21 protein-coding genes are annotated in these 20,834 nt (G+C 61.8%); 3 read left to right on the forward strand and 18 right to left on the reverse strand.

All coding sequences use genetic code 11. From position 1 onward, the window contains the following. Window positions 1-55: 55 nt before the first annotated feature. Window positions 56-1,657: an ABC transporter ATP-binding protein gene (locus AC57B6_RS16980; protein ID WP_281664870.1), complete on the reverse strand. Its 1,602-nt coding sequence runs from the start codon at window positions 1,655-1,657 to the stop codon at window positions 56-58. 251 nt (window positions 1,658-1,908) lie between these two features. Here AC57B6_RS16980 and AC57B6_RS16985 point away from each other — a divergent pair, with 251 nt between their 5' ends. Continuing rightward, complete coding sequence (locus AC57B6_RS16985; RefSeq protein ID WP_012433318.1) at window positions 1,909-2,841, forward strand: LysR substrate-binding domain-containing protein; 933 nt, start codon at window positions 1,909-1,911, stop codon at window positions 2,839-2,841. Window positions 2,842-2,908: 67 nt separating this feature from the next. Here AC57B6_RS16985 and AC57B6_RS16990 read toward each other — a convergent pair whose 3' ends face one another. After that, on the reverse strand, window positions 2,909-4,306 hold the full coding sequence (locus AC57B6_RS16990) for an 8-oxoguanine deaminase (RefSeq protein WP_030103023.1): 1,398 nt from the start codon (window positions 4,304-4,306) through the stop codon (window positions 2,909-2,911). 144 nt (window positions 4,307-4,450) lie between these two features. Next, a complete protein-coding gene (locus AC57B6_RS16995) occupies window positions 4,451-4,636 on the reverse strand; it encodes a hypothetical protein (protein WP_144194752.1) in 186 nt (61 codons plus the stop codon). Between the two features lie 186 nt (window positions 4,637-4,822). On the opposite strand from AC57B6_RS16995, the gene uraH reads away from it, so the two are divergent. Together uraH and AC57B6_RS17005 are read left to right on the forward strand one after the other, a co-directional pair. Further along, complete coding sequence (uraH, locus tag AC57B6_RS17000) at window positions 4,823-5,176, forward strand: hydroxyisourate hydrolase (RefSeq protein ID WP_012433320.1); 354 nt, start codon at window positions 4,823-4,825, stop codon at window positions 5,174-5,176. Between the two features lie 307 nt (window positions 5,177-5,483). Next, window positions 5,484-6,677 carry a urate hydroxylase PuuD gene (locus AC57B6_RS17005; RefSeq protein WP_028199288.1) on the forward strand — a complete coding sequence of 398 codons (1,194 nt, stop codon included), beginning with the start codon at window positions 5,484-5,486 and terminating at the stop codon, window positions 6,675-6,677. Between the two features lie 459 nt (window positions 6,678-7,136). Here AC57B6_RS17005 and AC57B6_RS17010 read toward each other — a convergent pair whose 3' ends face one another. The 15 genes from AC57B6_RS17010 to AC57B6_RS17080 form a co-directional block, all read right to left on the reverse strand. After that, a complete protein-coding gene (locus tag AC57B6_RS17010; RefSeq protein ID WP_028199290.1) occupies window positions 7,137-7,649 on the reverse strand; it encodes an ureidoglycolate lyase in 513 nt (170 codons plus the stop codon). After that, a complete protein-coding gene (gene alc / locus AC57B6_RS17015) occupies window positions 7,646-8,659 on the reverse strand; it encodes an allantoicase (RefSeq protein ID WP_030103019.1) in 1,014 nt (337 codons plus the stop codon). Before alc ends, AC57B6_RS17010 begins: the two co-directional genes overlap by 4 nt. A 73-nt stretch (window positions 8,660-8,732) precedes the next feature. After that, window positions 8,733-9,254 (reverse strand): 2-oxo-4-hydroxy-4-carboxy-5-ureidoimidazoline decarboxylase, encoded by a 522-nt coding sequence (gene uraD / locus AC57B6_RS17020; protein ID WP_028199292.1) that lies wholly within the window; start codon window positions 9,252-9,254, stop codon window positions 8,733-8,735. Continuing rightward, a complete protein-coding gene (gene puuE, locus AC57B6_RS17025) occupies window positions 9,251-10,201 on the reverse strand; it encodes an allantoinase PuuE (RefSeq protein WP_028199293.1) in 951 nt (316 codons plus the stop codon). Before puuE ends, uraD begins: the two co-directional genes overlap by 4 nt. A 259-nt stretch (window positions 10,202-10,460) precedes the next feature. Beyond that, window positions 10,461-11,327, reverse strand: a complete 867-nt coding sequence (locus AC57B6_RS17030) for an aspartate/glutamate racemase family protein (RefSeq protein ID WP_496421758.1) — start codon at window positions 11,325-11,327, stop codon at window positions 10,461-10,463. 24 nt (window positions 11,328-11,351) lie between these two features. After that, window positions 11,352-12,827 carry an NCS1 family nucleobase:cation symporter-1 gene (locus AC57B6_RS17035; protein ID WP_106351859.1) on the reverse strand — a complete coding sequence of 492 codons (1,476 nt, stop codon included), beginning with the start codon at window positions 12,825-12,827 and terminating at the stop codon, window positions 11,352-11,354. A 336-nt stretch (window positions 12,828-13,163) separates the two neighbouring features. Next, window positions 13,164-13,904 carry a GntR family transcriptional regulator gene (locus AC57B6_RS17040; protein WP_496421759.1) on the reverse strand — a complete coding sequence of 247 codons (741 nt, stop codon included), beginning with the start codon at window positions 13,902-13,904 and terminating at the stop codon, window positions 13,164-13,166. Window positions 13,905-14,219: 315 nt separating this feature from the next. Then, window positions 14,220-15,146, reverse strand: a complete 927-nt coding sequence (ldcA, locus tag AC57B6_RS17045) for a muramoyltetrapeptide carboxypeptidase (protein ID WP_144194754.1) — start codon at window positions 15,144-15,146, stop codon at window positions 14,220-14,222. A 27-nt stretch (window positions 15,147-15,173) separates the two neighbouring features. Next, on the reverse strand, window positions 15,174-15,755 hold the full coding sequence (gene tadA / locus AC57B6_RS17050) for a tRNA adenosine(34) deaminase TadA (RefSeq protein WP_081923113.1): 582 nt from the start codon (window positions 15,753-15,755) through the stop codon (window positions 15,174-15,176). Then, window positions 15,752-16,153 carry a DnaJ family domain-containing protein gene (locus tag AC57B6_RS17055; protein WP_046568955.1) on the reverse strand — a complete coding sequence of 134 codons (402 nt, stop codon included), beginning with the start codon at window positions 16,151-16,153 and terminating at the stop codon, window positions 15,752-15,754. The genes tadA and AC57B6_RS17055 overlap by 4 nt, the downstream gene beginning before the upstream one ends. 129 nt (window positions 16,154-16,282) lie before the next feature. Next, window positions 16,283-16,885: a 2'-5' RNA ligase family protein gene (locus AC57B6_RS17060; protein WP_281664866.1), complete on the reverse strand. Its 603-nt coding sequence runs from the start codon at window positions 16,883-16,885 to the stop codon at window positions 16,283-16,285. 268 nt (window positions 16,886-17,153) lie between these two features. Next, complete coding sequence (locus AC57B6_RS17065; RefSeq protein ID WP_496421760.1) at window positions 17,154-17,396, reverse strand: hypothetical protein; 243 nt, start codon at window positions 17,394-17,396, stop codon at window positions 17,154-17,156. 285 nt (window positions 17,397-17,681) lie between these two features. Continuing rightward, complete coding sequence (locus AC57B6_RS17070; protein ID WP_474632344.1) at window positions 17,682-18,926, reverse strand: acyl-CoA dehydrogenase family protein; 1,245 nt, start codon at window positions 18,924-18,926, stop codon at window positions 17,682-17,684. 68 nt (window positions 18,927-18,994) lie between these two features. Beyond that, window positions 18,995-19,759 carry an SDR family oxidoreductase gene (locus tag AC57B6_RS17075; RefSeq protein WP_496421761.1) on the reverse strand — a complete coding sequence of 255 codons (765 nt, stop codon included), beginning with the start codon at window positions 19,757-19,759 and terminating at the stop codon, window positions 18,995-18,997. 46 nt (window positions 19,760-19,805) lie between these two features. After that, window positions 19,806-20,822, reverse strand: coding sequence for a phosphotransferase (locus AC57B6_RS17080; protein WP_496421762.1), 1,017 nt, complete (start codon window positions 20,820-20,822; stop codon window positions 19,806-19,808). Window positions 20,823-20,834: the final 12 nt, after the last annotated feature.

Below are 20,834 nucleotides of genomic sequence, written 5' to 3' on the forward strand. Positions count from 1 at the left end.
CTTATGTTTGGTTCTGGTTTTTTAACGTCGATCGGGCGTCCTGCCGGACATCTGCTCAGGCATGCGCCGGCTGTTCTGCCGACGGCGCCGAGCCCTCGCGGTCGCCGAACAGGCCCGCCATCCAGCGGCCGATTTCCTCGGCATTGGTCGCCCCCGTGGCACGCACCGGTGAGAGTCTGCCGCCCGCAAGCACCGCGATGCGATCGCAAATGTCGAACAACTCCTCCAGTTCTTCCGAGATCACCAGAATCGCCACGCCGCGCGCGGACAGGTCGAGCAACTGCTGACGAATGAACGCTGCCGCGCCGACGTCGACACCCCAGGTCGGCTGCGCGACCACCAGCACCTTGGGCGCCTGCAGAATCTCGCGCCCCATGATGTATTTCTGCAGATTGCCGCCGGAGAGACTTTGCGCCAACGCTTCGGAGCCACCGCACCGGACGTCGAAGGCTTCAATGCAACGTTTCGCGAAAGTGCGCATCGCGCCAGCCTTGATCCAGCCGGCGTTGACCATCTGCTGACGATGCGCGGTAAGCAACGCGTTTTCCGACAGGCTCATCGCCGGCACCGCGCCGCGGCCGAGACGCTCCTCAGGCACGAAGCCGAAACCGAGCGCGCGCCGGCCGCCCGCGCCGAGGCGCCCTGCCGCCTTGCCGCAGATCGTGACCGCATCGGCGCGCGTGCCGCGCTTTTCACCCGACAGAGCCGACAGCAATTCGGCCTGCCCATTCCCCGACACGCCCGCAATGCCGAAAATCTCGCCGGCATGTACACCGAACGACACGTCATGCAGTGAAGTACCGAACGGATCGTCGCTCTCCACAGACAACTGCTTCACATCAAGCAGCACGGCGCCGGGCTTGTGCTCGCGCCGCGTGTAATCGGGCAGCGAATGGCCGACCATCAATTGCGCGAGCGACGCATGCGTCTCTTCTTTCGGCTTGACGTGACCGGTTACGCGCCCCCCGCGCATCACCGTGGCGGTGTCGCACAGCGCCTGGATTTCGTCGAGCTTGTGGCTGATGTAGAGGATGCTGCAGCCTTCCGCCGCGAGACGGCGCAGCGTCTCGAAGAGCTTACGGACCGCTTGCGGCGTGAGCACCGAAGTCGGTTCGTCCATGATCAGCAGACGCGGGTTCTGCAGCAGGCAACGCACGATTTCGACGCGTTGCCGCTCGCCCACCGTCAGGCTATGCACGTGCCGCTGCGGGTCGATGTCGAGGCCGTAGTCGGCGGAGACTTCGCGAATCCGCTTCGCCAGCGTCTTCAGATCGAACGGCTCGTCGAGTGCGAGCGCGATGTTTTCGCCGACCGTGAGCGTCTCGAACAGCGAAAAATGCTGGAACACCATGCCGATGCCGAGCTTGCGCGCGGCCGCTGGGCTCGCGATCTCGACCGGCTGGCCTTCCCAGCGGATCTCGCCGGCATCGGGCCGCACCGCGCCGTAGATGATTTTCATCAGCGTGCTTTTGCCGGCGCCGTTTTCGCCGAGCACGGCATGGATTTCACCCGGCGCGACGATCAACGTGACGTCGTCGTTGGCGCGCACGGCCGGGTACTGTTTGGTGATGCCCTGAAGCATCAACCGGGGCGCCGCCTGTTCCGGCCTGCTTGCCGGCTGCGCGGCGGCGCCGTCGCTATAAGAAGAGTCGCTCATGTGATTCCGTAGTACGTCAGAGACTGCCGGTCGCAGCGCGTCCGCCCGCTCTGTCAGCGAGCGATCCGTCACCACAACCGGATGACAATACCTAAATCGACCCGCCCAGTCGAGCCGTCAAAATTCCCCGCAAAGCCCCGCCGCAGCGTGCTCTGCGGGTATCCCACTCTTGACGTGGATTTGTGTTCATATTAAAAGCGATATAACCCCACGCCCGCACGATCAGCCAGAACATATATTTCGGAGAAGTCATGAGTCAGCAACGCGAGGCGATCGATACGTATTTATTACGCGTCTTGCACACCCTCTTGATGGAGCGCAGCGTTACGCGCGCCGCCGTCAAACTGAATCAATCGCAACCCGCCATCAGCGCGGCGCTGCGCCGTTTGCGCGACATCACCGGCGACCCGCTGCTGGTGCGCGGCAAATCCGGCATGGTGCCGACCGAGTACGGCCTGCGCCTGCTCGAACCGGTGCAGAACGCGCTGCGCGAAATCGAACGCATCAAATTCCAGCAGCACAACTTCGACCCGGCGACCTCGATCCGTTGCTACCGGATCGGCTGCCCGGACTACCTGAACGTGCTGTTCGTGCCGACGGTGGTCGAGCGCTTTCGTCAGGCCGCGCCGAACGCGACGCTTGAATTCCACTCGCTCGGGCCGGCGTTCGACTACGAACTCGCGCTCGAAGACGGCAAGCTCGACATCGTGGTCGGCAACTGGCCTGAGCCGCCGGAGCAATTGCACCTGTCGAACCTGTTCGTCGATCAGATCGTCTGCCTGATGAGCAACGCGCATCCGTTCGCCAAACGTGGCGGGCTGACGCTCGACCAGTACCTGAATGCGCCGCATCTTGCGCCTACTCCTTACTCGGTGGGCCAACGCGGCGCGATCGACGTGCATCTCGCGCGCGAACGGTTAAAGCGTCACGTGGTCGTCACGTTGCCGTACTTCAATCTGGCGCCTTATGTGCTGATCAAGTCAGACCTGATCTTCACCACCACGCGCCTGTTTGCCGACTACTACGCCAAATTCCTGCCGCTGACCGTGGTACCCGCACCGCTCGATTTCCCGCCGATGCAGTACTACCAGCTGTGGCACGAGCGCGTGCACTACTCCGACGAAGTGCGCTGGTTGCGCAGTCTGGTCGCCGAAGCGACCAAGACCTTGATCGACAAGCCCTGATCGTTGCGTTGCGGTCTGCCGGCATCCCGTGTTTGCGGATGCCGGCAGACGTGCCCTTCCTCTACGATTACGCCGCCGCTTCGTAAAGCGTCTTCGCCAGCCGGTTGTGCTGCTCGATGACCGGCCCGAGTTCCAGCGTCGCCAACTGACCGTCTTTCACCACCACCTTGCCGCCGATCACGCTATAGCTCACCTGCGACGGCGCGCAGAACACCAGCGCCGCGACCGGGTCGTGCAACGCGCCGGCAAACAGCGGCTGACGCAGATCGAAGGACACGAAATCCGCCGCCATGCCGGGCGCCAATGCGCCGATGTCGTCGCGATTGAGCACCTTCGCGCCGCCTAGCGTCGCAATCTCCAGCGCTTCACGCGCGGTCATCGCATCAGGCCCGAAGCCGACTCGCTGCAACAGCAGCGCCTGGCGCACTTCCGCGACCATCTGCGCGCCGTCGTTCGACGCCGATCCATCGACGCCGAGGCCCACCGGCACACCGGCGAGACGCATGCGCTTGACCGGCGCAATCCCCGACGCGAGCCGCATGTTCGAGCACGGACAATGCGCGACGCCCGTGCCCGTGCGGGCAAACAGTTCGATGCCCGCGTCGTCGAGTTGCACACAGTGCGCATGCCACACATCGTGACCGACCCAGCCGAGGTCTTCCGCATACTCGGCCGGCGTCATGCCGAACTTCTCGCGGCTGTACGCTATATCGTTGACGTTCTCCGCCAGGTGCGTGTGCAGCGACACGCCGTAATGCCGCGCCATCACCGCCGATTCGCGCATCAGATCGCGGCTCACCGAGAACGGCGAGCACGGCGCCACCACCATGCGCAGCATCGCGTAACGGCCTTCGTCGTTGTAGGTCTCGATCAGACGCTGCGTGTCCTTCAGGATGTCCGCTTCACGCTCGACCACCGAGTCCGGCGGCAAGCCGCCGTCCTTCTGCCCCACGCTCATGCTGCCGCGCGCGGCGTGAAAACGCATGCCGATGCGCTGCGCCGCGGCGATGCTGTCGTCGAGGCGGCTGCCGTTCGGGTAGATATACAAATGGTCGCTCGACGTCGTGCAACCGGACAGCAACAGCTCGGCCATCGCCGTCAGGGTCGAGACTTCGATCATCTCCGGTGTGAGGTTCGCCCACACCTTGTAGAGATTGGTGAGCCAGCCGAACAATTCGGCGTTCTGCGCCGCGGGGATCGCGCGCGTCAGGCTCTGGTACATGTGGTGGTGCGTGTTCACCAGCCCTGGAATCACCAGCTGGCCGCGCATATCCAGCACTTCGTCGGCCGTTTGCGGCAATTCAGCCGTCGGTCCGACCGCGACGATCCGGTTGTCCTCGATATAGAGGCCGCCGTCGCGCAGTTCGCGCCGGGCGCCGTCCATTGTGACCAGCACGTCCGCGTGCTTCACCAGCATCGTTTTCTTAGGCTTGTTTGGCTGCATCGCCGCCTGTTCCATCGTCATTCGTTTCTCCGCTTCATTGCTTCCGTGCAAAGTCGTTCGAACGCGATGTGACGGCACGCCAACCGTGCCGCCGCGTCCCGTCGAACGCCGTTGGCCCGGTTACCCAGCGTCATTCCGCCGTCTTCGGGGTGTGCCGCGCTTCACTCAGGTTTGTTGCGGCGCACAGGTGTAACCTTCGATGGCCAAAATAATGCTGACAACTCGCGCCGGTGCGATACCCAACTTCACGCTGCCGATATAGTGGGCCTTTTTTGGTGCCGGTACGATCGAATTGCACGGCAATAGTCGAACCAATCGACCCGATGCGGCTTTCAGCAGGCTGTCTGTCATGCGCCAGCTATTATCTTTCCTATCTCGCGCGCGCTGACATGAACATCCTTTTTACAATGGCTGCCACGGCGCTCGCTTCAATTCGCCGACGGGTATGTAGCCACTGACGTGGAGCCTCGATCCGCCGCAACGTATTCTGGATCGGGCCGCCGCCGAAACCTCGCATTCACATAAGGAAAATTGCGAATGGGAAAGCTCACTACCCACGTGCTCGACACCGCGAACGGCCGTCCCGGCGCGGGCATCAAGGTCGAACTCTTTGCGCTCTCCGGCGACACCCGCCGCGCGCTCAAAACCACCACCACCAATGACGACGGTCGCTGCGACCAGCCGCTGCTCGAAGGCGACGCACTGGTCGCGGGCGAATACGAACTCGTGTTCGGCGCTGGCGATTACTTTGCCTCGATCGGCACGAAGGTGCCGGAGCCGCGTTTCGTCGACCGCGTCGTACTGCGTTTCGGCGTGGCCGACGCCGGTGCGCACTATCACGTGCCGCTACTGGTGTCGCCGTGGTCGTACAGCACCTATCGCGGCAGCTAAGCGCGCAACTGAGCGCACGAAGCGTTTATCGACAGGCGTTGGAGGAGGACGAGGTTGAAGTCGCGCTGTATTGCCGAGCGCCCCCGATTGCACTGTGCGGATCCTTGAAGACACCCGCGAAGCGCAATCGAACGCGAGCGACTCGACCCGAAGTTCCAATAAAAAACGGCGCTGTGCGAACTGAGCGCACCGCGTCTTTCACCCCGCAGTTTGTGCAGCGATGTCATGCATGCCGGCGGCCCGTTTGCGGGCCCCGAAAGCGCTCTAAATCGCTGCGCGTACAACGAATCAGAAGTGGAGGAGTTTCATGGAAGGCTTTATCACTGACTGGCTGAATCTGGCCTTGCGCTGGTTTCACGTCATCGCCGCCATTGCATGGATCGGCGAATCGTTCTATTTCGTCGCGCTCGACAACAGCCTGAAACCGCCTACGGACCCGAACCAGCGCAAGCGCGGCGTGTTCGGCGAGTTGTGGCACGTGCATGGCGGTGGCTTCTACAACATGCAGAAGTACACCGTTGCACCGCCGGAAATGCCGGACGACCTGCACTGGTCGAAGTGGCCGTCGTATACCACGTGGCTGTCGGGTGCGAGCCTCTTCACGGTGCTGTATCTGTTCTCGCCGAGCACTTACCTGATCGACAAGAACGTGCTGGATATGGGTCCTGTCGTGGCCGTCGCGTCCGCGCTCGGCTTCCTCGCCGCCGGCTGGATCGTCTACGACTCGCTGTGCCGTCTCCTCGGCAACAAGGACAAGGTGCTCGGCATCTGCGTCGGTATCTACGTGCTGATCGCAGCGTACCTGGCGTGCCATATCTTCGCGGGCCGCGCGGCCTACCTGATCATGGGCGCGATGCTGGCAACGATCATGTCGGCGAACGTGTTCTTCGTGATCATCCCGGGTCAGCGCAAGATGGTGGCCGCGATGCTCAAGGGCGAAACGCCGAACCCGATCTACGGCAAGCGCGGCAAGCAACGCTCGGTGCACAACACGTATTTCACGCTGCCGGTGGTGTTCGCGATGCTGTCGAACCACTATGCGATGACGTACACGAATCAGTACAACTGGATCGTGCTGCTGCTGATCATGCTGGCCGGTGCGCTGATTCGCCAATTCTTCGTGATGCGTCACCGTGGTCAGGTGCTGTGGTATCTGCCGCTGGTCGGTATCGTGCTGATGTTCGGCGCCCTCTTCTGGACGATGCCGAAGCCGGTCGTGCCGCAAGCGCAGGCTGCGAATGCACCGACGGTCAAGGTGGCCGATATCGCGCCGGTGCTGCAACAGCGCTGCGTGGCATGCCACTCCGCTCATCCGACGATGATGGGCAGCGCCCCGGCCGGCGTGCTGCTGGATACACCGGACGAAATCTCGCAGAACGCACAGCGGATCTATCAGCAGGCAGTGACCTTGAAGGCGATGCCGCTCGGCAACGTCACGCACATGACCGACGACGAACGGATGAAAATCGCCGCGTGGTTCGAAGGCGGTGCGGCGAAGTAATGAGCCTGGCCGGGCGCGTTGCCCGGTCTGGCAGAGCCGTATGAAGCGGGTTTTTCGCGGAAGCGGGAAGCCCGCTTTTTTTTGGCCAGGCGGTTGGCGTTGCTTGTCAGCGATGGCAATGAACTGCCAGCCTATGGTGTCGAAAACGTGGGCGGCCGAGAAAACGCTCGAACACTTTTTCAACACCCGCATGGCGATCACGCCTCTGCAATACGCGCGGATGGTCGAAGCGTTGCGCAATTCGGCGGTCGCCGTCGGTCACGAACTCATTGAAGCGGCGCGCAACGAACCGCACGGAGCCTGCGGAACGTGCGCGCGAAGTGATGGGGCACTCACCGCTCTTAGGCAAGCGGAGGTGAGGGATCACCTGGACTCACCCTCGCCTTCCACAAATGAAAAAAGCCCACAGCATGCACTGTGGGCTTTTTTACAATCACCTGCTGCGCTAAAGCAACGACCTCAAACGCTCACCGCGCTCAACGCATCTTCAGTGAGCCAAAGCGATTCAGCCAGATCCTGCTCGTTTAGATTGAGTCCGTCGCCACCACGATCGACGACGATAAAGTCGCTCACGTCGCCCAACGCGATCAGCGGATGGTGCCAGACACCTTTCGCGTAGTTCACGCCTTGCCAGCCGCTAGTCACGAACGCTCGAATCTGCTTCGGATCCAGTTCGCCCGCCGGCGCCACAACCACCAGATACGGCTTGTCGTTCAACGGCACGAAGGCCTGGCTGCCCAGCGGATGACGTTCGAGCATCTTCACCTCGAACGGCAACGTGCGCGGCTGCCCGCGAAACAGGTTCACCAGCGTGCGACCGTTCTCGTCGGTCACGTCTACCTTCGCGAGATCGTGAAAGCGGATCGTGGTGCCGAGGTTGATCGGAATCTGCTTCGCGCCTTCGAGTTCGATCACGTCGCCGAACGCGGCAAACGCTTCCTTCGTCAAGGGTTCGATAGCCAGTGTTTTCATGATGCGAGCGTGCCCCACAGACGAAGACGCGAGACGCCGCCGTCCGGAATGATGTTGAAGCGCACGTGCGTAACCGGACCCAATGCGGCGATTTCGCTTTCGAAATAGTGCTGGTTGTCCATCTTCAGCTTCTGTTCGCCCAGCAGCACCGGCCAGAACATGGCTTGCGTAATCAGCGAGCTATCCGTGCCGCCGGTCACATACGCAGCCTGGATCGAGCAACGGTCCGGAAAGTTGCCCTTGAAGTGAGCCGTATCGACTTCGATCTTTTTGATCACGCCCGGTTGTGCCAGTGCGACGATCGCCCAGTCGTTTCCCGGCTCGCGGCGACGGCGCGTTTCCCAGCCGTCGCCCATGTTCACGCCACGGCCCGGCATCAGAATCGTCGATGCAGCGCCGAAGTGCTGGTTATTCGCCGCGACCAGATACGCGCCGTTTTCCATCGCTGCGAGATCGAACTGCTCCGTGCGGCTTGCGCCCGCCCAGTCGACTTGCGGTTGGCCATACACTCGCAGACGCGCAATGCCGCCGTCCGGGTAAATGTTCACGCGCAGGTGCGTGTAAGCGTTCGTGTCGCTGACTTCGTGATAGTGATGGCTGTTGCCTTGCAGCGTGGTCGACGGGACGATTTCGGTCCATTGCGTCGACTGGTTCGGCACGCCGTCCACGACTCGCGCCGCCTCAACCGAAGCCGCCGGCGGGAAGTTGCCCGTGAAGTGGCTGGTGTCAAGGTCGAGACCCTTGATCACGCCGGGGCGGGCGAGCTTGACCACGCACCAGTCGTAACCGTTGGCGCGCTTGCGGCGCGTTTCCCAGCCGTCCATCCACTTGCCGTTGTCGTCGTACTTGCCCGGAATGAAGACGGCCGGCTCCGGATTCAGCATACGTTCCTTCGGTGCGAAGAAATCGTCGCTAGCCTCGAGGGCCTGCGCGCCCAGACGCGGGTCCGCCAGATTCACATAGCGGCGCGTGAATTCCGGTGCGTTGGGGTCGAGAATCGGGAGTGCCATCTTTGTCTTCCTTAATGTTTGTTGGTGCTGAAAAAAACGTTTCGGCGCGAAGCCCGCGACGCGTGCCTAAACCTTACGCGTCGATCAGGTCGTCGAGCCGGAAACGTGCAATACGGTAGATCTGATCGAGGCTCGCGCGCAATTCATCCGCGCGGCTGTTGTTCACGCGCGCCTCGAAGTTGGCGATGATGCCGTGCCGGTCGTAGCCGCGCACCGCGAGAATGAACGGAAAGCCGAACTTCTCGCGGTAGGCGCTGTTCAACGCCAGCAGCTTGTCGAATTCTTCCTGCGTGCATTGGGCGAGGCCCGCACCGCTCTGCTCACGCGTGGATTCGGCCGTCAACTCGCCGCGCACCGCGGCCTTGCCGGCCAACTCCGGGTGGGCGTTGATCAAGGCCAGTTGCTTCTCTTCACCGGCCGTCTCGACGATGTTCGACATCTTGCTATGCAGCTCGTCGATGCTGGCAAACGGCCGTTGTTGCGCGGCGATTTCCGCGACCCACGGCGAGTGCTCGAAAATGCCCGACAGCGCTGCGACAAACGCGTCGGTCGAGGTGCTGTTGAGTTGGTCCAGTGTGTATTGCATCGCCTTCATGCCGCTGCCCCGCGGTTGTTTTGTTGGTAAGGGTGATGTTCGCGCCAGTGCCGCGCGATATCGACGCGACGCGTCACCCACACGCGATCGTGCTGTTCGATATGGTCGAGAAAACGTTGCAGTGCGCGGAAGCGCCCCGGGCGGCCGAGCAGGCGGCAGTGCATGCCGATCGACATCATCTTCGGTGCTTCGTCGCCTTCTTCGTAGAGCACGTCGAATGCGTCGCGCAGGTACGTGAAGAAATGGTCCGCGGTGTTGAAGCCCTGCGGGCTTGCAAAGCGCATATCGTTGGTGTCGAGCGTGTACGGCACGATCAGTTGCGGGCTCTTTGCACCGCCCGTCACTTCGACGTCCATCCAGAACGGCAGATCGTCGCCGTAGTAATCCGAGTCGTACAGGAAGCCGCCGTATTCGGCGACCAGACGATGCGTGTTGGGACTGTCGCGGCCGGTGTACCAGCCGAGCGCGCGCTCGCCGGTGATGCGTTCGATCGCTTCCATGCCGAGGCGCATGTGCTCCGCTTCTTTCTCCGGCGACACATCCTGATAGTGAATCCAGCGATAGCCGTGGCAAGCAATTTCGTGACCGAGTTCCACGAAGGCACGCGCGAGTTCAGGATGCCGTTCGATCGCCATGCCGACGCCGAACACCGTGAGCGGCAGGCCGCGCTTTTCAAATTCGCGCAGAATGCGCCACACGCCCGCGCGCGAACCGTATTCGTAGATCGACTCCATGCTCATGTGACGCGCCGGATAAGACGCCGCGCCAACGATTTCCGACAGAAACTGCTCCGAGCCCGGGTCGCCGTGCAGCACGCAGTTTTCACCGCCCTCTTCGTAGTTCAGGACAAATTGCACCGCGACACGCGCTCGACCCGGCCAGTTCGCCTGCACCGGGTGGCGGCCGTAGCCGATCAGATCGCGTGGATAGTTCGAGTCGAGTGGCATGGTTTAACGAAAGCGTGATGACGGTACGTAAAATTCGCCGGGAACTCACGTGACAGGCACGTAAGGTTTGCGTGCGTTCAGCAAGCGTTTGCGAATGCTTGCGCGCATTTGCATGTTACTGACGACGGCGCCGGCGGAAACAACCCTGAATAGCCGCACCAGAAGCAGCAGCAAAATAGCATCGGGGTACCAGCGCCGAGTGGGACCAGTGTAGCGAAAACGCCCGGGTGCGCCCATACACCCGGGCAGATAGTGCGAGTCAGACTGGATGTATGTGTAAAGCCGCCTCCGCGGGGCTTTCCGTGGTGTTTACCCGCAGTAAACCCGCCGAATTCGCGCTTTCCGCGACGCTTGCGCCTGAACCGCGGCGCGGCTCGGGATTTGGGTCCACATCGGACGGACTGAAAGCTTCCAGCGCGCCGCCATAACGCTTGGCGAGCGGCCGGGCATAGTCGCCCCGCTTGGCTGTCGACAGCCGCAGCGCGACCAGCGCTTCCGTCCATTTGAGCGCCGCCGTCACGCCTTCGATCACCGGCGCCCCCAGGGCATCCTCGATCTCCGCGCACAATTCGGCCATGCCGGCGCAGCCGAGCACGATCGCGTCCGACCCGTCCTCCTCCAGCGCGCGCCGGCATTCGTCGAGGATGATGCGGCGCGCCGCCGAACCCGGTTTGTCCAGGTCCAGCACGGCGACATCGGTGGCGCGTACGTTGCGGCAGAAGCGTTTCATGCCGTAGCGCTCGGCGAGATGCCACGCCATCCCGCAGGTGCGTGCCAGTGTGGTCACCACCGAAAACCCCGGCGCCAGCATGCTCGCGGCGTGCATCGCCGCTTCGGCGATGCCGATCACCGGCCCGCGCGCCAACTCGCGGGCCGCGTATAACCCGGGGTCGCCGAAGCAGGCGATCACGTACCCATCGCAGCCCTCGCGCTCGCCGGCAATCACCTCGGCCAGCAACCCGGGCGTCGCGAGCGCTTCGTCGTAATAGCCTTCAATCGACGGCGGTCCCATTGTCGGATTGACCGCAATCACCTCGGTGCCGGGCGCGGCGACTTCCCGAGCGCAGCGGCCCATCGCTTCAGTCATGCGTTGCGTCGTATTCGGATTGATCAGTTTGATGCGCATATCGACTCCTGTTGCAGGACCGGCTCAACGAGCAAGCACGCGGTAGAACACGGCACCCAATGCCGCCCCGATGAACCACGAGAAATTGGCCATCCCGTCGAGCGTCGGCACCATCACGCACATCACCGCGATGAGCGCCGCGGGCAACAAGGCAACCACGGCACGATAGTTGACACCGTTGCGGTACCAGTACGAGCCATCTGGCGAAACCGAGTAAAGGTCGTCGAGCACGATCTTTTGACGCTTCACGAGGAAGTAATCGACGATGAGGACACCATACAAAGGTCCGATGAAACTGCCGAGCACGTCGAGCGTGTAGTGAATCACGGCCGGATTGTTGAACAGATTCCATGGCGTAATGAAGATCGACGCCACTGCGGCGAGCATCCCTCCCGCACGCCAGCTGATCAGGCGCGGCGCGACGTTAGAAAAGTCGAAGGCCGGCGACACGAAGTTAGCGACGATGTTGATGCCAATGGTCGCAATCGTGAAGGTCAATGCACCGAGAATCACCGCGGTCGGATAGTCGATACGGCCCACCGTTTCGACCGGGTCCGTGATCAGTTGACCGAATACCGGCAGCGTGGCTGCGGTCGTCACCACCGTCACCAGCGAGAAGGCGAGAAAATTGACCGGCAGCCCCCAGAAGTTGCCGCGCTTTACACTGCGAAAGCTCTTGCCGTAGCGCGAAAAGTCGCCGAAATTCAGCATGGGGCCGGAGAAGTACGACACCACCAGCGAGATCGCCGTGATCATCACCGGCACAACGGCCATACCGTGATACTTGACGCCACCGAGGTTGATGCCGATATTTCGCCATCCTGCGCGATACACCATGTAGCCGGCGAGAACGAACATCACCACGTAGACTGCGGGCCCGGCGAAGTCGATAAACTTCTTGATGGTCTCCATGCCGTGCCAGAACACCAGCGCCTGCAAGATCCACAGCAACATGAAGCCAGCCCAGCCCAACGTGGAAAGTCCCATGAAACCATGGTGATGCACGTCCGCGTAGGGCAACAGTTGCGGGACGAACTTCAGCACCACGATTACGAGCGCGCTCGAAGCCAGATAAGTCTGGATTCCATACCATGCGACTGCGATCAGACCGCGAATCACGGCGGGGATATTCGCGCCGAGTACGCCGAACGTGGCACGGCAGGCAACCGGATAAGGCACGCCGTTCGCCTGACTCGGTTTGGCGATCAGGTTGCACAGCAGATTGACGATCGTAATGCCGACCAGCAGCGCGATCAGTACCTGCCAGCTCGTCAGTCCAAGCGCGAACAGACTGCCGGCGAACACATAGCCGCCGACACTGTGCACATCCGACATCCAGAACGCGAAGATGTTATAAGCGCCCCAGGTTTGATGGCGCAGCGGCGCCAGATCTTCGTTGTATAGCCTCTCGCTGTAGCCTGCGGGTATCAGCGGATCGCTGGGCGCGTCTGCGTAGGTGGGGATTGCGGGACTGCCGGGCGCTGCACTGAACTGAGCCATGATTCCTCCTGGGATAGGGACCGTCGATAGCAAATCGAAGGACGTTGCACCGGCCATACCAGCCGCCCTCTTCTTCCCGTCAGGTGATAGAAGAAGTTCGAGCCGACACGTCGACGGTGCCGCGGGTGTCTCCGTACGTGACGTACTTGTGGTTATCGCACCGCCTGTAGCCGCGGATTCCCGGCGATGCGTTACTACTCGAAGACCGCCATCCCGTGGCGGCCACGCGTGCGCAAGCCGGCAGCGCTCACGTCGAGCCGCCTTGCAACGCCTGATTCGGTTCAGTTCACTTCAGTGCGGCGCGCACCAGCAACGAGCGCGCACCGGCCGCATGCCTCAGCGTGGCGCGGACTTGGCCTTGAGTGCTTCCTTCGGTGCGCCGTTAAGTGCACCGAACACTTCGTGCAGATCGGCTGCGCCGCGTACGGGGCGCTCCAGCATCTTCAACTCGACGCTTTGCAAATGGCGCGACATCAGCGCCGCCGCCTCTTTGGCATTGCCGGCGTCGAGCGCGGCGAGAATCGCTTCGTGGTCTTCGAACGAGCAAGGACTGCGTCCGAGCGACTCATATAGTGCGGAAATCAGCGTGGAGCGCGCCACCAGGCCATTCAGGCAGTCGCACAGCACGGTGTTGCCCGTGAGTCCGGCAAGCTCGGTATGAAACTCGCCCGACAGACGGATCCACGCCGGAAAATCACGTGTTTCGAACGCTTTGCGTTCACGGCCAATCATGTTGCCGATGCTCTTCAAACGGCGCATACCATGACCGCCGCAAATCTTTTCAACCACAGCCAGCTCGATGATCCGGCGCATTTCGAACACCTCGTGCACCTCCTGCAGCGACGGACTCGCAACGAACGCACCCCGATTCGGTTCGAGGTCGACGAGGTGATCGGTCGCCAGTTGTGCGAGCGCCTGCCGGATCGGACCGCGCTTCACACCAAATACTTCGCATAACTGAGCTTCTGTCAACTTGGCGCCAGGTGCCAGCCGATGCTCGAGGATCGCGGCACGAATACGCTCGGCGATCGCTTCGGGTTTCGAACTATTGGCAACAGTTGAGTCTGTGTCGGACATGATGTTCGTCTCGGTATGTTGGTTATCTTAGAATGGACATAAAAATTGTCAACAATTTTTGCGATTAATTTCGACAATCCGGATGACTCGGCGGTGCTGTAAGTCAGCGCGGCCGCCCCACAAGACCTGCTACGTTTCGCTACAAGTTTAATTAAACTATCCGACGCCCGTCCACTGACGACGATTTTTGTCAACAAAGTGAGAGACCTCCATTGATCGGCTCTGTCGGTTAACGTGTGCACAGATAGACCGTTAGTTGCATTTACAGCCGAAAAAGAAAGCGGGCAGACGCCCGCCGCCTCGCTTCAGGCTATGTCACGCGAGGGTCGGATAACCGGATGCGGTCAGTTTGAAGCCGTGCGCGTTGGCAACAAGGTGGGCGTCCGCGCCGACCGGCAGCGTCAGCATGTTGGAAATATGGCCGAACTGCAGACCGGTGATCACCGGAATCCCGATCACTGCCCTTACCTGTTCGATCATCGTGTGCAGGTCATAGCCATTGTCGTAATCGTATTGTTTGCTGCCGGAGAAGTCGCCGAGTACGAGTGCCTGCTGCTGCGCGAGAATGCCCGACAGGTGCAACTGATAAAGCATTCGTTCGAGCCGGAAAGGTTGCTCGTTGACGTCTTCTACAAACAGAATGCCGCCTTGTACCGGCGGCATATACGGCGTACCGATCAGCGATGTGAGCACCGCCAGATTGCCGCCCCACAGCATGCCCGTGACGTCGGTGGCCTGGGCTTGCGGCACATTGCTCGTTACCGTCATGGTCGGGCCGGTCAGCGCGGACCAGAAGTGCTGCATGGTGAATTCGCTCAACTCTGGGGCGCCAAAGTCGCTCAACAGCATGGGGCCGCCGAAAGTCTTCACGCCGGCGCGAGCCAGCAAAGCAAGCTGCACCGCGGTGAAATCGCTATGACCTACCAGCGCGATCGGCTGATCGGTCAACCGCCGCTGCAGCCCTTCGTAGTCGAGCCCGTGCAGGATGCGTACCGCGCCATAGCCACCGCGTACGGCTAGCACGATGTCGGGCAATGCCCGCGAGGGGTCGGCCAGCCGGTTCAGATCGGCGGCGCGCTCGCCGTCGGTACCGCCGAATCGCAAGTAGCGCCGCCTTGTCGCCTCTTCACCTTCAACGCGATGCCCCTGCGCATGCAAGCGATGCAACGCGCGATGCAGCACCTCGGAATCGTGCGGATATCCGGACGGCGCGATCAGTTCAATGGTGCGATGGACGGTCATTGGCGAGACCTGCAGGATGTTGTTGTTTTAGAGCGGCTCGGCCGCCCCCGGTTCACCGTGTGCCGCAATGCTCCCGGACGGCGCTTCGCCGTCTGCTGCCGCATGTTCGCCCCGTGCCGCCGCTCGGGCTTCACGGCTTGCGCGCCGCCGTTCGGCGAAGAACGATTTGAGCGCGGCGCCGCATTCGGTTTCGAGCACGCCACCGGTCACCGCGGTGTGGTGATTTAACTGCGGATTCGCGAATGCATCGACGACACTGCCGCACGCTCCAGTTTTCGGATCCCGCGCCCCGAACACGACGCGTGCGATACGCGCGTGCATGATCGCACCGGCGCACATCAGGCACGGCTCCAGCGTCACATAGAGTTCGCAGCCCGGCAAACGGTAATTTTCGACAGCTTGGGCGGCGGCGCGCAATGCGACCATTTCCGCGTGCGCCGAGGGGTCGTGAGCACCGATTGGATGGTTGAACCCTGTGGCGATGACTTCGTCACCGCGCACAAGCACCGCGCCGACCGGTACTTCGCCGGCTGCGCGCGCTTCTTCGGCGGCGGCCTGGGCGAGCGTCATGAAATGGCGATCCCGGTCCGAGACAGGCGTCTCGCTCACTGCGAACCCGTATCGGCCATGTTGAGGTTGCCGACGCGCTCGGAGAGCCGTTCGGCAATCCGCCGGCAGTATTCGCGCGGCAAGACCAGCGGGCCACCGCGCAGCGATTCAAGTGCCATATCCAGCGCCAGCATGCGCGCCTGGAGGCGGCAGCGGGTAGCCCGGTCGCTCACGGCATTCAGCTCCGCTTGCAGGTCGCGCAAGGCACGCAGCTGCTCGACAGCCGGCGGCACGAAACCCGCGTTCTTCAAAATCCGGTTGGCGACGCGCACTTCTTCCGGGACTAGTGCATCGTCCTCCAGAGGCAGCGGCGCGCCCGCGCCCGGCAAATCATCGAACTCGCCGCGTGCGGCTGCGGCGGCAATACGTTGTTCGACTAACGCATCAAGCAATTTCATCTGCGGTCCACTACGTTGCGGCCCGAGCATTCTATCAGGGAGCGCGCGACGGTACCGGCTCTCTGACCGACGAATCCCCCTGGTTTTCAGATCCGGCGTATTTGAGGGACGCATGGCATCAATGAGCCGCTATTCCGCACCGACCAGGGGCCATCGGGCCAATGCGATATGCCGCGTACGCCCGAGCAAGCTGTGCACCAGCGCAAATTCGCGCACGTTCCAGCAAACAGACTCGACAGGACGCGTGGGCAATGGAGGCATGCCGTAAGCGAGGGTAACGTGCGGGGTGAACGGCGTGCCGGGCGACACCGCGCGATCGCCAAAGCCTGCGTCCTGCAAGGCCAGTCCGAGCGCGTCGTGCAAAGCATGAAGCCCGACGAGGCCGTCGTCTCCGCCCAACACCAACGGCCCCGGCCTCGGTTTCACCGCGAAGCTCACCACCTTGTCGAACTCGACCGTGAAGGGTTTCATCCGGATCGACGCGGCCGCGCGCATCGCCGCATCGACACGCGCCTGCGGCAATCCGCCGGCGAAATTCCCGAGATGGACCAGCGTAACGTGCAAGCGGCCCGCCGCGAGCGGCTTGCTCTTCGAGCGCGTTTCGCCACACAGTTGCTGCGCGAGCTTCGCAATGCCGGTTGCCGTACCGGCATCGGGGAAGATCGCGAAAAAGAGCCCGTCTGTGGGCGTTGGCGGCGCCTCGAGACCGGGCAACCAGAGTTGTTCAGGCATGTCGCTCCTGACGGGATAACGCCGGCATGGGAATGAATCTCCGTTCAATAGTGCGCGCGCGCCGACGCCCTCGAAAAGCGTGGATGAGTCGACCGCGCAGGGACCTCGGAAGCGCGTGCATTCGCTGATCGCCCGAATACGTCCAATACTGTACATTCATACAGTACTTTCAGCAAATGACACGGCTCGGGTACGGCCAACCAGGCTCTGCGCCTCATGTGCCCCGCTGGTCCAGCCGACAACGCCGGCGATCCCGACGTTCATTCCTTCAGAGAAAAAAACGCTTTGTAGTCTGCGGGTTGCCGATGACTTCGGCGCCATTCAGGCCCTGACTAATGCCCATAACACGTCGATGCCCCGCTCTAGCGCCCTTTGGCAAGCTCTTGCGGCAACGCGCAGCTCGGTGGCTATCCCAATCCAATGCCGCGACGGTGCTGCCGTGCTGCACGCCAGGTTCGCTCAGGCCGCTGGCGAGGCGCGCGATACGTTCGCGCAGAGTGGCGTAGGTCATCCGGAACTGGTCCCGTTAGACGATCTCTTTGTCCTGCATCTATATCGCCTTCAGTCCCAAATTGGGTGGCAAGCATCGATGGCAGGCGAATGTTGTCTGGTTTTTTTCGGCCTGCTGCGATAAACGCGTTGGGACAATCATGCAAGTGTCGGGACATGGGAAGTATCCCCTGAATGGATGAGTGCCGCGAACACGAGGGGGAGAAACGAAAAGACCGCGAATCGTCTGACGAAACGCGGCCCTGCAGGATGGGGGATTTACAGCTGTGAAACCGCTGCTAAAACGTTACACCGGCGCCGTCAGATACGGATTCCCTCGGCCCGGTTCATGGCGCTGCGCCTTGAGTTCCATCCGTGCAATGCTCTGCAGGTGAACCTCGTCCGGACCATCCGCGAGCTTTAACGCACGGCCCCACGTCCAGCTATCGGCCAGTGGCGTGTCGGGGCTCAGCCCCATCGCGCCAAACACCTGCATCGCCCGCTCGCAAACGGCGGTGTGAACCCCCGGCACGAGCGCCTTGATCATCGAGATCTCCTTGCGCGCTTCCTTCGCCCCCACGTTGTCGATCATCCAAGCGGCTTTGAGAACGAAGAGCCGCGCCTGATCGATTTCGATCCGCGACTTCGCGATCCATTCGGCAACCGTCCCATGCTCAAACAGCGTCTTTCCGAATGCCGTGCGCGTCTGGGCGCGCTCCACCATCAACTCGAGCGCCAGCTCCGCGGCGCCGATCGAACGCATGCAGTGGTGAATCCGTCCCGGTCCGAGACGCGCCTGCGCAAGCGCGAAGCCGCTGCCTTCTTCGCCGAGAAGATTCGACCGGGGCACGCGCACGCCTTTGAACTCGATCTCGCAGTGCCCTTCCGGCGCCGTGTGATTGACCACCGTGATATTGCGGATCACCTTGACGCCCGGTGTGTCGCGAGGAACAAGAATCATGCTCTGCTGACTATGACTCGCCGCGTCCGGATCCGTTTTCCCCATCACAATGAAGAGCTTGCAGTTAGGGTGCGCGGCGTTCGTGATAAACCACTTCCGGCCGTCGATAACGTAGTCGTCACCGTCGCGACGAATCGACGTCGTGATATTGGTCGCGTCCGAGGAGGCTACCGCCGGCTCCGTCATCGCAAACGCGGAGCGGATCTTGCCGTTAAGAAGCGGTTCGAGCCACTGCTCGCGCTGCGCGGGCGTGGCAAACATATGGAGCAATTCCATATTCCCCGTGTCCGGCGCATTGCAGTTGAATACCTCGGACGCCCACGACACCCGCCCCATGATTTCAGCGAGCGGCGCGTACTCGAGGTTGGTCAGGCGGGTACCGGGTTCATCTTCGCGCAGATGTGGCAGGAACAGGTTCCAGAGCCCCTCTTCACGCGCGCGCTCCTTCAGATCCTCCATAAAGGAAACCGGATATTGACCCGCACTCACTTCGTCGTGCCATTGCCGGATACGCGGAACGATATGAGTGTCCATGAAGGCGCGCACCTGAGTGCGCAGCGCGTCGACTTTCGGGCTGTAGGCAAAGTCCATTTTTACTCTTCCAGAATCGTGATTGATCTCGCCGACGCATTGACCATTACCATGCGTCGACCGCTTGACTAGATCGTCAGTCCACCGTCGACGACGACACACTCTCCGTTGGTATAGCTCGCCGCATCGGACACCAGGTAAAGCACGGTACCCGCCATCTCGCGCGGTTCGGCATGGCGCCGCAGCGGGATCCGCGACAGCCACTGTTCGTAGGTAGCCTGATCCGAGAACAGCGCGCCGGCAAAGCGGGTTTTGGTCAATCCGGGCAGCAGTGCATTCACGCGAATTCCCAGCGGTCCGCACTCCTTCGCGAATGCCCGCGTCATGTTGACAACCGCGGCTTTGGTGATCGAGTAAATGCCCTGCATGTCGCCAGGCTGCAAGGCATTAACCGAGGCCGTATTGACGATCGCACCGCCGCCATGCTCGCGCATCAGCTTGCCCGCCTCCACCGACATGAAGAAGTAGCCACGCAGGTTCACTTCCACCGTCTTCTCGAAGGACGCCAGATCGGTATCGAGAATATGGCCAAAATACGGATTGGTCGCCGCGTTGTTGACGAGAATGTCCAGACGGCCATGCCGCGCACGGATATGCTGGAAGATCGCGAGAATATCCTCAACGCGCCCGACATGACACGGATACGCTTCGGCACTCCCGCCCGCTTCGCCGATCTCGCGCGCAACGGATTCACAATCCTCCAGCTTGCGGCTCGACACGATCACATGCGCGCCCTGTTCGGCGAGCAGCTTCGCGATCTCCTCGCCGATACCGCGGCTTGCGCCCGTTACCAGTGCAATCTTTCCGTTCAGGTCAAACAGATTAGTAGTCACGATCAGCATTCCTATAGCTATCTATGTTCCGGTTTCCCGCGTGCCCTCAAACCAGGTCGGTACCCATTCTCGCAAGCGCCCCTGCCATCTCTCCCACCTGCCGCGCTTTTTCGCTCGACGCGTTACCGCCCAAGGCCCGCTTCTTCACGCCCTGTGCGATAGCGGCGAGCCGGAAAAAGCAGAACGCCAGGTAGAAGTTCCAGTTCTCAATCGATGAAAGACCGCGAAGCTCGCAATACCGTTCGACAATCGACGGCTCGTCCGGCACGCCCAACGCGCGCCGATCCAGCCCCGCGAGTCCGGCGATATGACCGCCGGGCGGAAGCCGCAAACACATGCAGAAGTACGCAATGTCAGCGAGTGGATTGCCGAGCGTGGACAGCTCCCAGTCGAGAACGGCGCGAACCTGCGGCGCACCGTGCATGAAGATGAGATTGTCGATACGAAAATCGCCGTGCACGAGCGAAGGCTTGCCGGTTTCCGCCGGGCAATGCGCAGGCAGCCATTCGATCAGCGATTCCATCGCTTCCAGCGCGTCGGTCTGCGCGGCGCGATACTGCTTGGTCCAAACGTCGATTTGACGCGCGAAGTAGTTGCCTGGGCGGCCGTAGTCCGACAGACCGGCTTCGTCGATATCCACATCGTGGAGCGCCGCCATCGTGCCGATCAGCGCCTCGTAGATGGCGCCACGTTCCTCTGCCGGCACTTCCGGCAGCGCCGGATTCCAGAAGATGCGCCCGTCCTCGTAGCTCATCACGTAAAACAGGCTGCCGATGACGTCGCGGTCCTCGCAAAGGTGATACGCGCGGGCGACAGGGACCGGTGTCCGGCCGAGCGCCGACAGCACGCGAAACTCACGGTCGACGGCATGGGCGGACTTGAGCAGCGCGCCGGGCGGTTGACGTCTCAGCACATAGCGGCCGCTTTGTGCGTTCAGAAGAAACGTCGGATTGGATTGTCCGTCGGGAAATTTCTCGACAGACAAGGGTCCTTGAAACCCGGGCACGTGCGCCGTCAGATAACGTGTGAGATCTTCAATATCGAATTGGGAATGAGTATTCATGGCTTGCGGGAA

The organism is Paraburkholderia sp. BGA-UO-ETr-F12, from assembly GCF_059567945.1.

Coding starts and splice junctions, on each gene's coding strand:
- AC57B6_RS16980 (WP_281664870.1), bottom strand. CDS start 1,657: ATGAGCGACTCTTCTTATAGCGACGGCGCCGCCGCGCAGCCGGCAAGC.
- AC57B6_RS16985 (WP_012433318.1), top strand. CDS start 1,909: ATGAGTCAGCAACGCGAGGCGATCGATACGTATTTATTACGCGTCTTG.
- AC57B6_RS16990 (WP_030103023.1), bottom strand. CDS start 4,306: ATGACGATGGAACAGGCGGCGATGCAGCCAAACAAGCCTAAGAAAACG.
- AC57B6_RS16995 (WP_144194752.1), bottom strand. CDS start 4,636: ATGACAGACAGCCTGCTGAAAGCCGCATCGGGTCGATTGGTTCGACTA.
- uraH (WP_012433320.1), top strand. CDS start 4,823: ATGGGAAAGCTCACTACCCACGTGCTCGACACCGCGAACGGCCGTCCC.
- AC57B6_RS17005 (WP_028199288.1), top strand. CDS start 5,484: ATGGAAGGCTTTATCACTGACTGGCTGAATCTGGCCTTGCGCTGGTTT.
- AC57B6_RS17010 (WP_028199290.1), bottom strand. CDS start 7,649: ATGAAAACACTGGCTATCGAACCCTTGACGAAGGAAGCGTTTGCCGCG.
- alc (WP_030103019.1), bottom strand. CDS start 8,659: ATGGCACTCCCGATTCTCGACCCCAACGCACCGGAATTCACGCGCCGC.
- uraD (WP_028199292.1), bottom strand. CDS start 9,254: ATGAAGGCGATGCAATACACACTGGACCAACTCAACAGCACCTCGACC.
- puuE (WP_028199293.1), bottom strand. CDS start 10,201: ATGCCACTCGACTCGAACTATCCACGCGATCTGATCGGCTACGGCCGC.
- AC57B6_RS17030 (WP_496421758.1), bottom strand. CDS start 11,327: ATGCGCATCAAACTGATCAATCCGAATACGACGCAACGCATGACTGAA.
- AC57B6_RS17035 (WP_106351859.1), bottom strand. CDS start 12,827: ATGGCTCAGTTCAGTGCAGCGCCCGGCAGTCCCGCAATCCCCACCTAC.
- AC57B6_RS17040 (WP_496421759.1), bottom strand. CDS start 13,904: ATGTCCGACACAGACTCAACTGTTGCCAATAGTTCGAAACCCGAAGCG.
- ldcA (WP_144194754.1), bottom strand. CDS start 15,146: ATGACCGTCCATCGCACCATTGAACTGATCGCGCCGTCCGGATATCCG.
- AC57B6_RS17055 (WP_046568955.1), bottom strand. CDS start 16,153: ATGAAATTGCTTGATGCGTTAGTCGAACAACGTATTGCCGCCGCAGCC.
- AC57B6_RS17060 (WP_281664866.1), bottom strand. CDS start 16,885: ATGCCTGAACAACTCTGGTTGCCCGGTCTCGAGGCGCCGCCAACGCCC.
- AC57B6_RS17065 (WP_496421760.1), bottom strand. CDS start 17,396: ATGACCTACGCCACTCTGCGCGAACGTATCGCGCGCCTCGCCAGCGGC.
- AC57B6_RS17070 (WP_474632344.1), bottom strand. CDS start 18,926: ATGGACTTTGCCTACAGCCCGAAAGTCGACGCGCTGCGCACTCAGGTG.
- AC57B6_RS17080 (WP_496421762.1), bottom strand. CDS start 20,822: ATGAATACTCATTCCCAATTCGATATTGAAGATCTCACACGTTATCTG.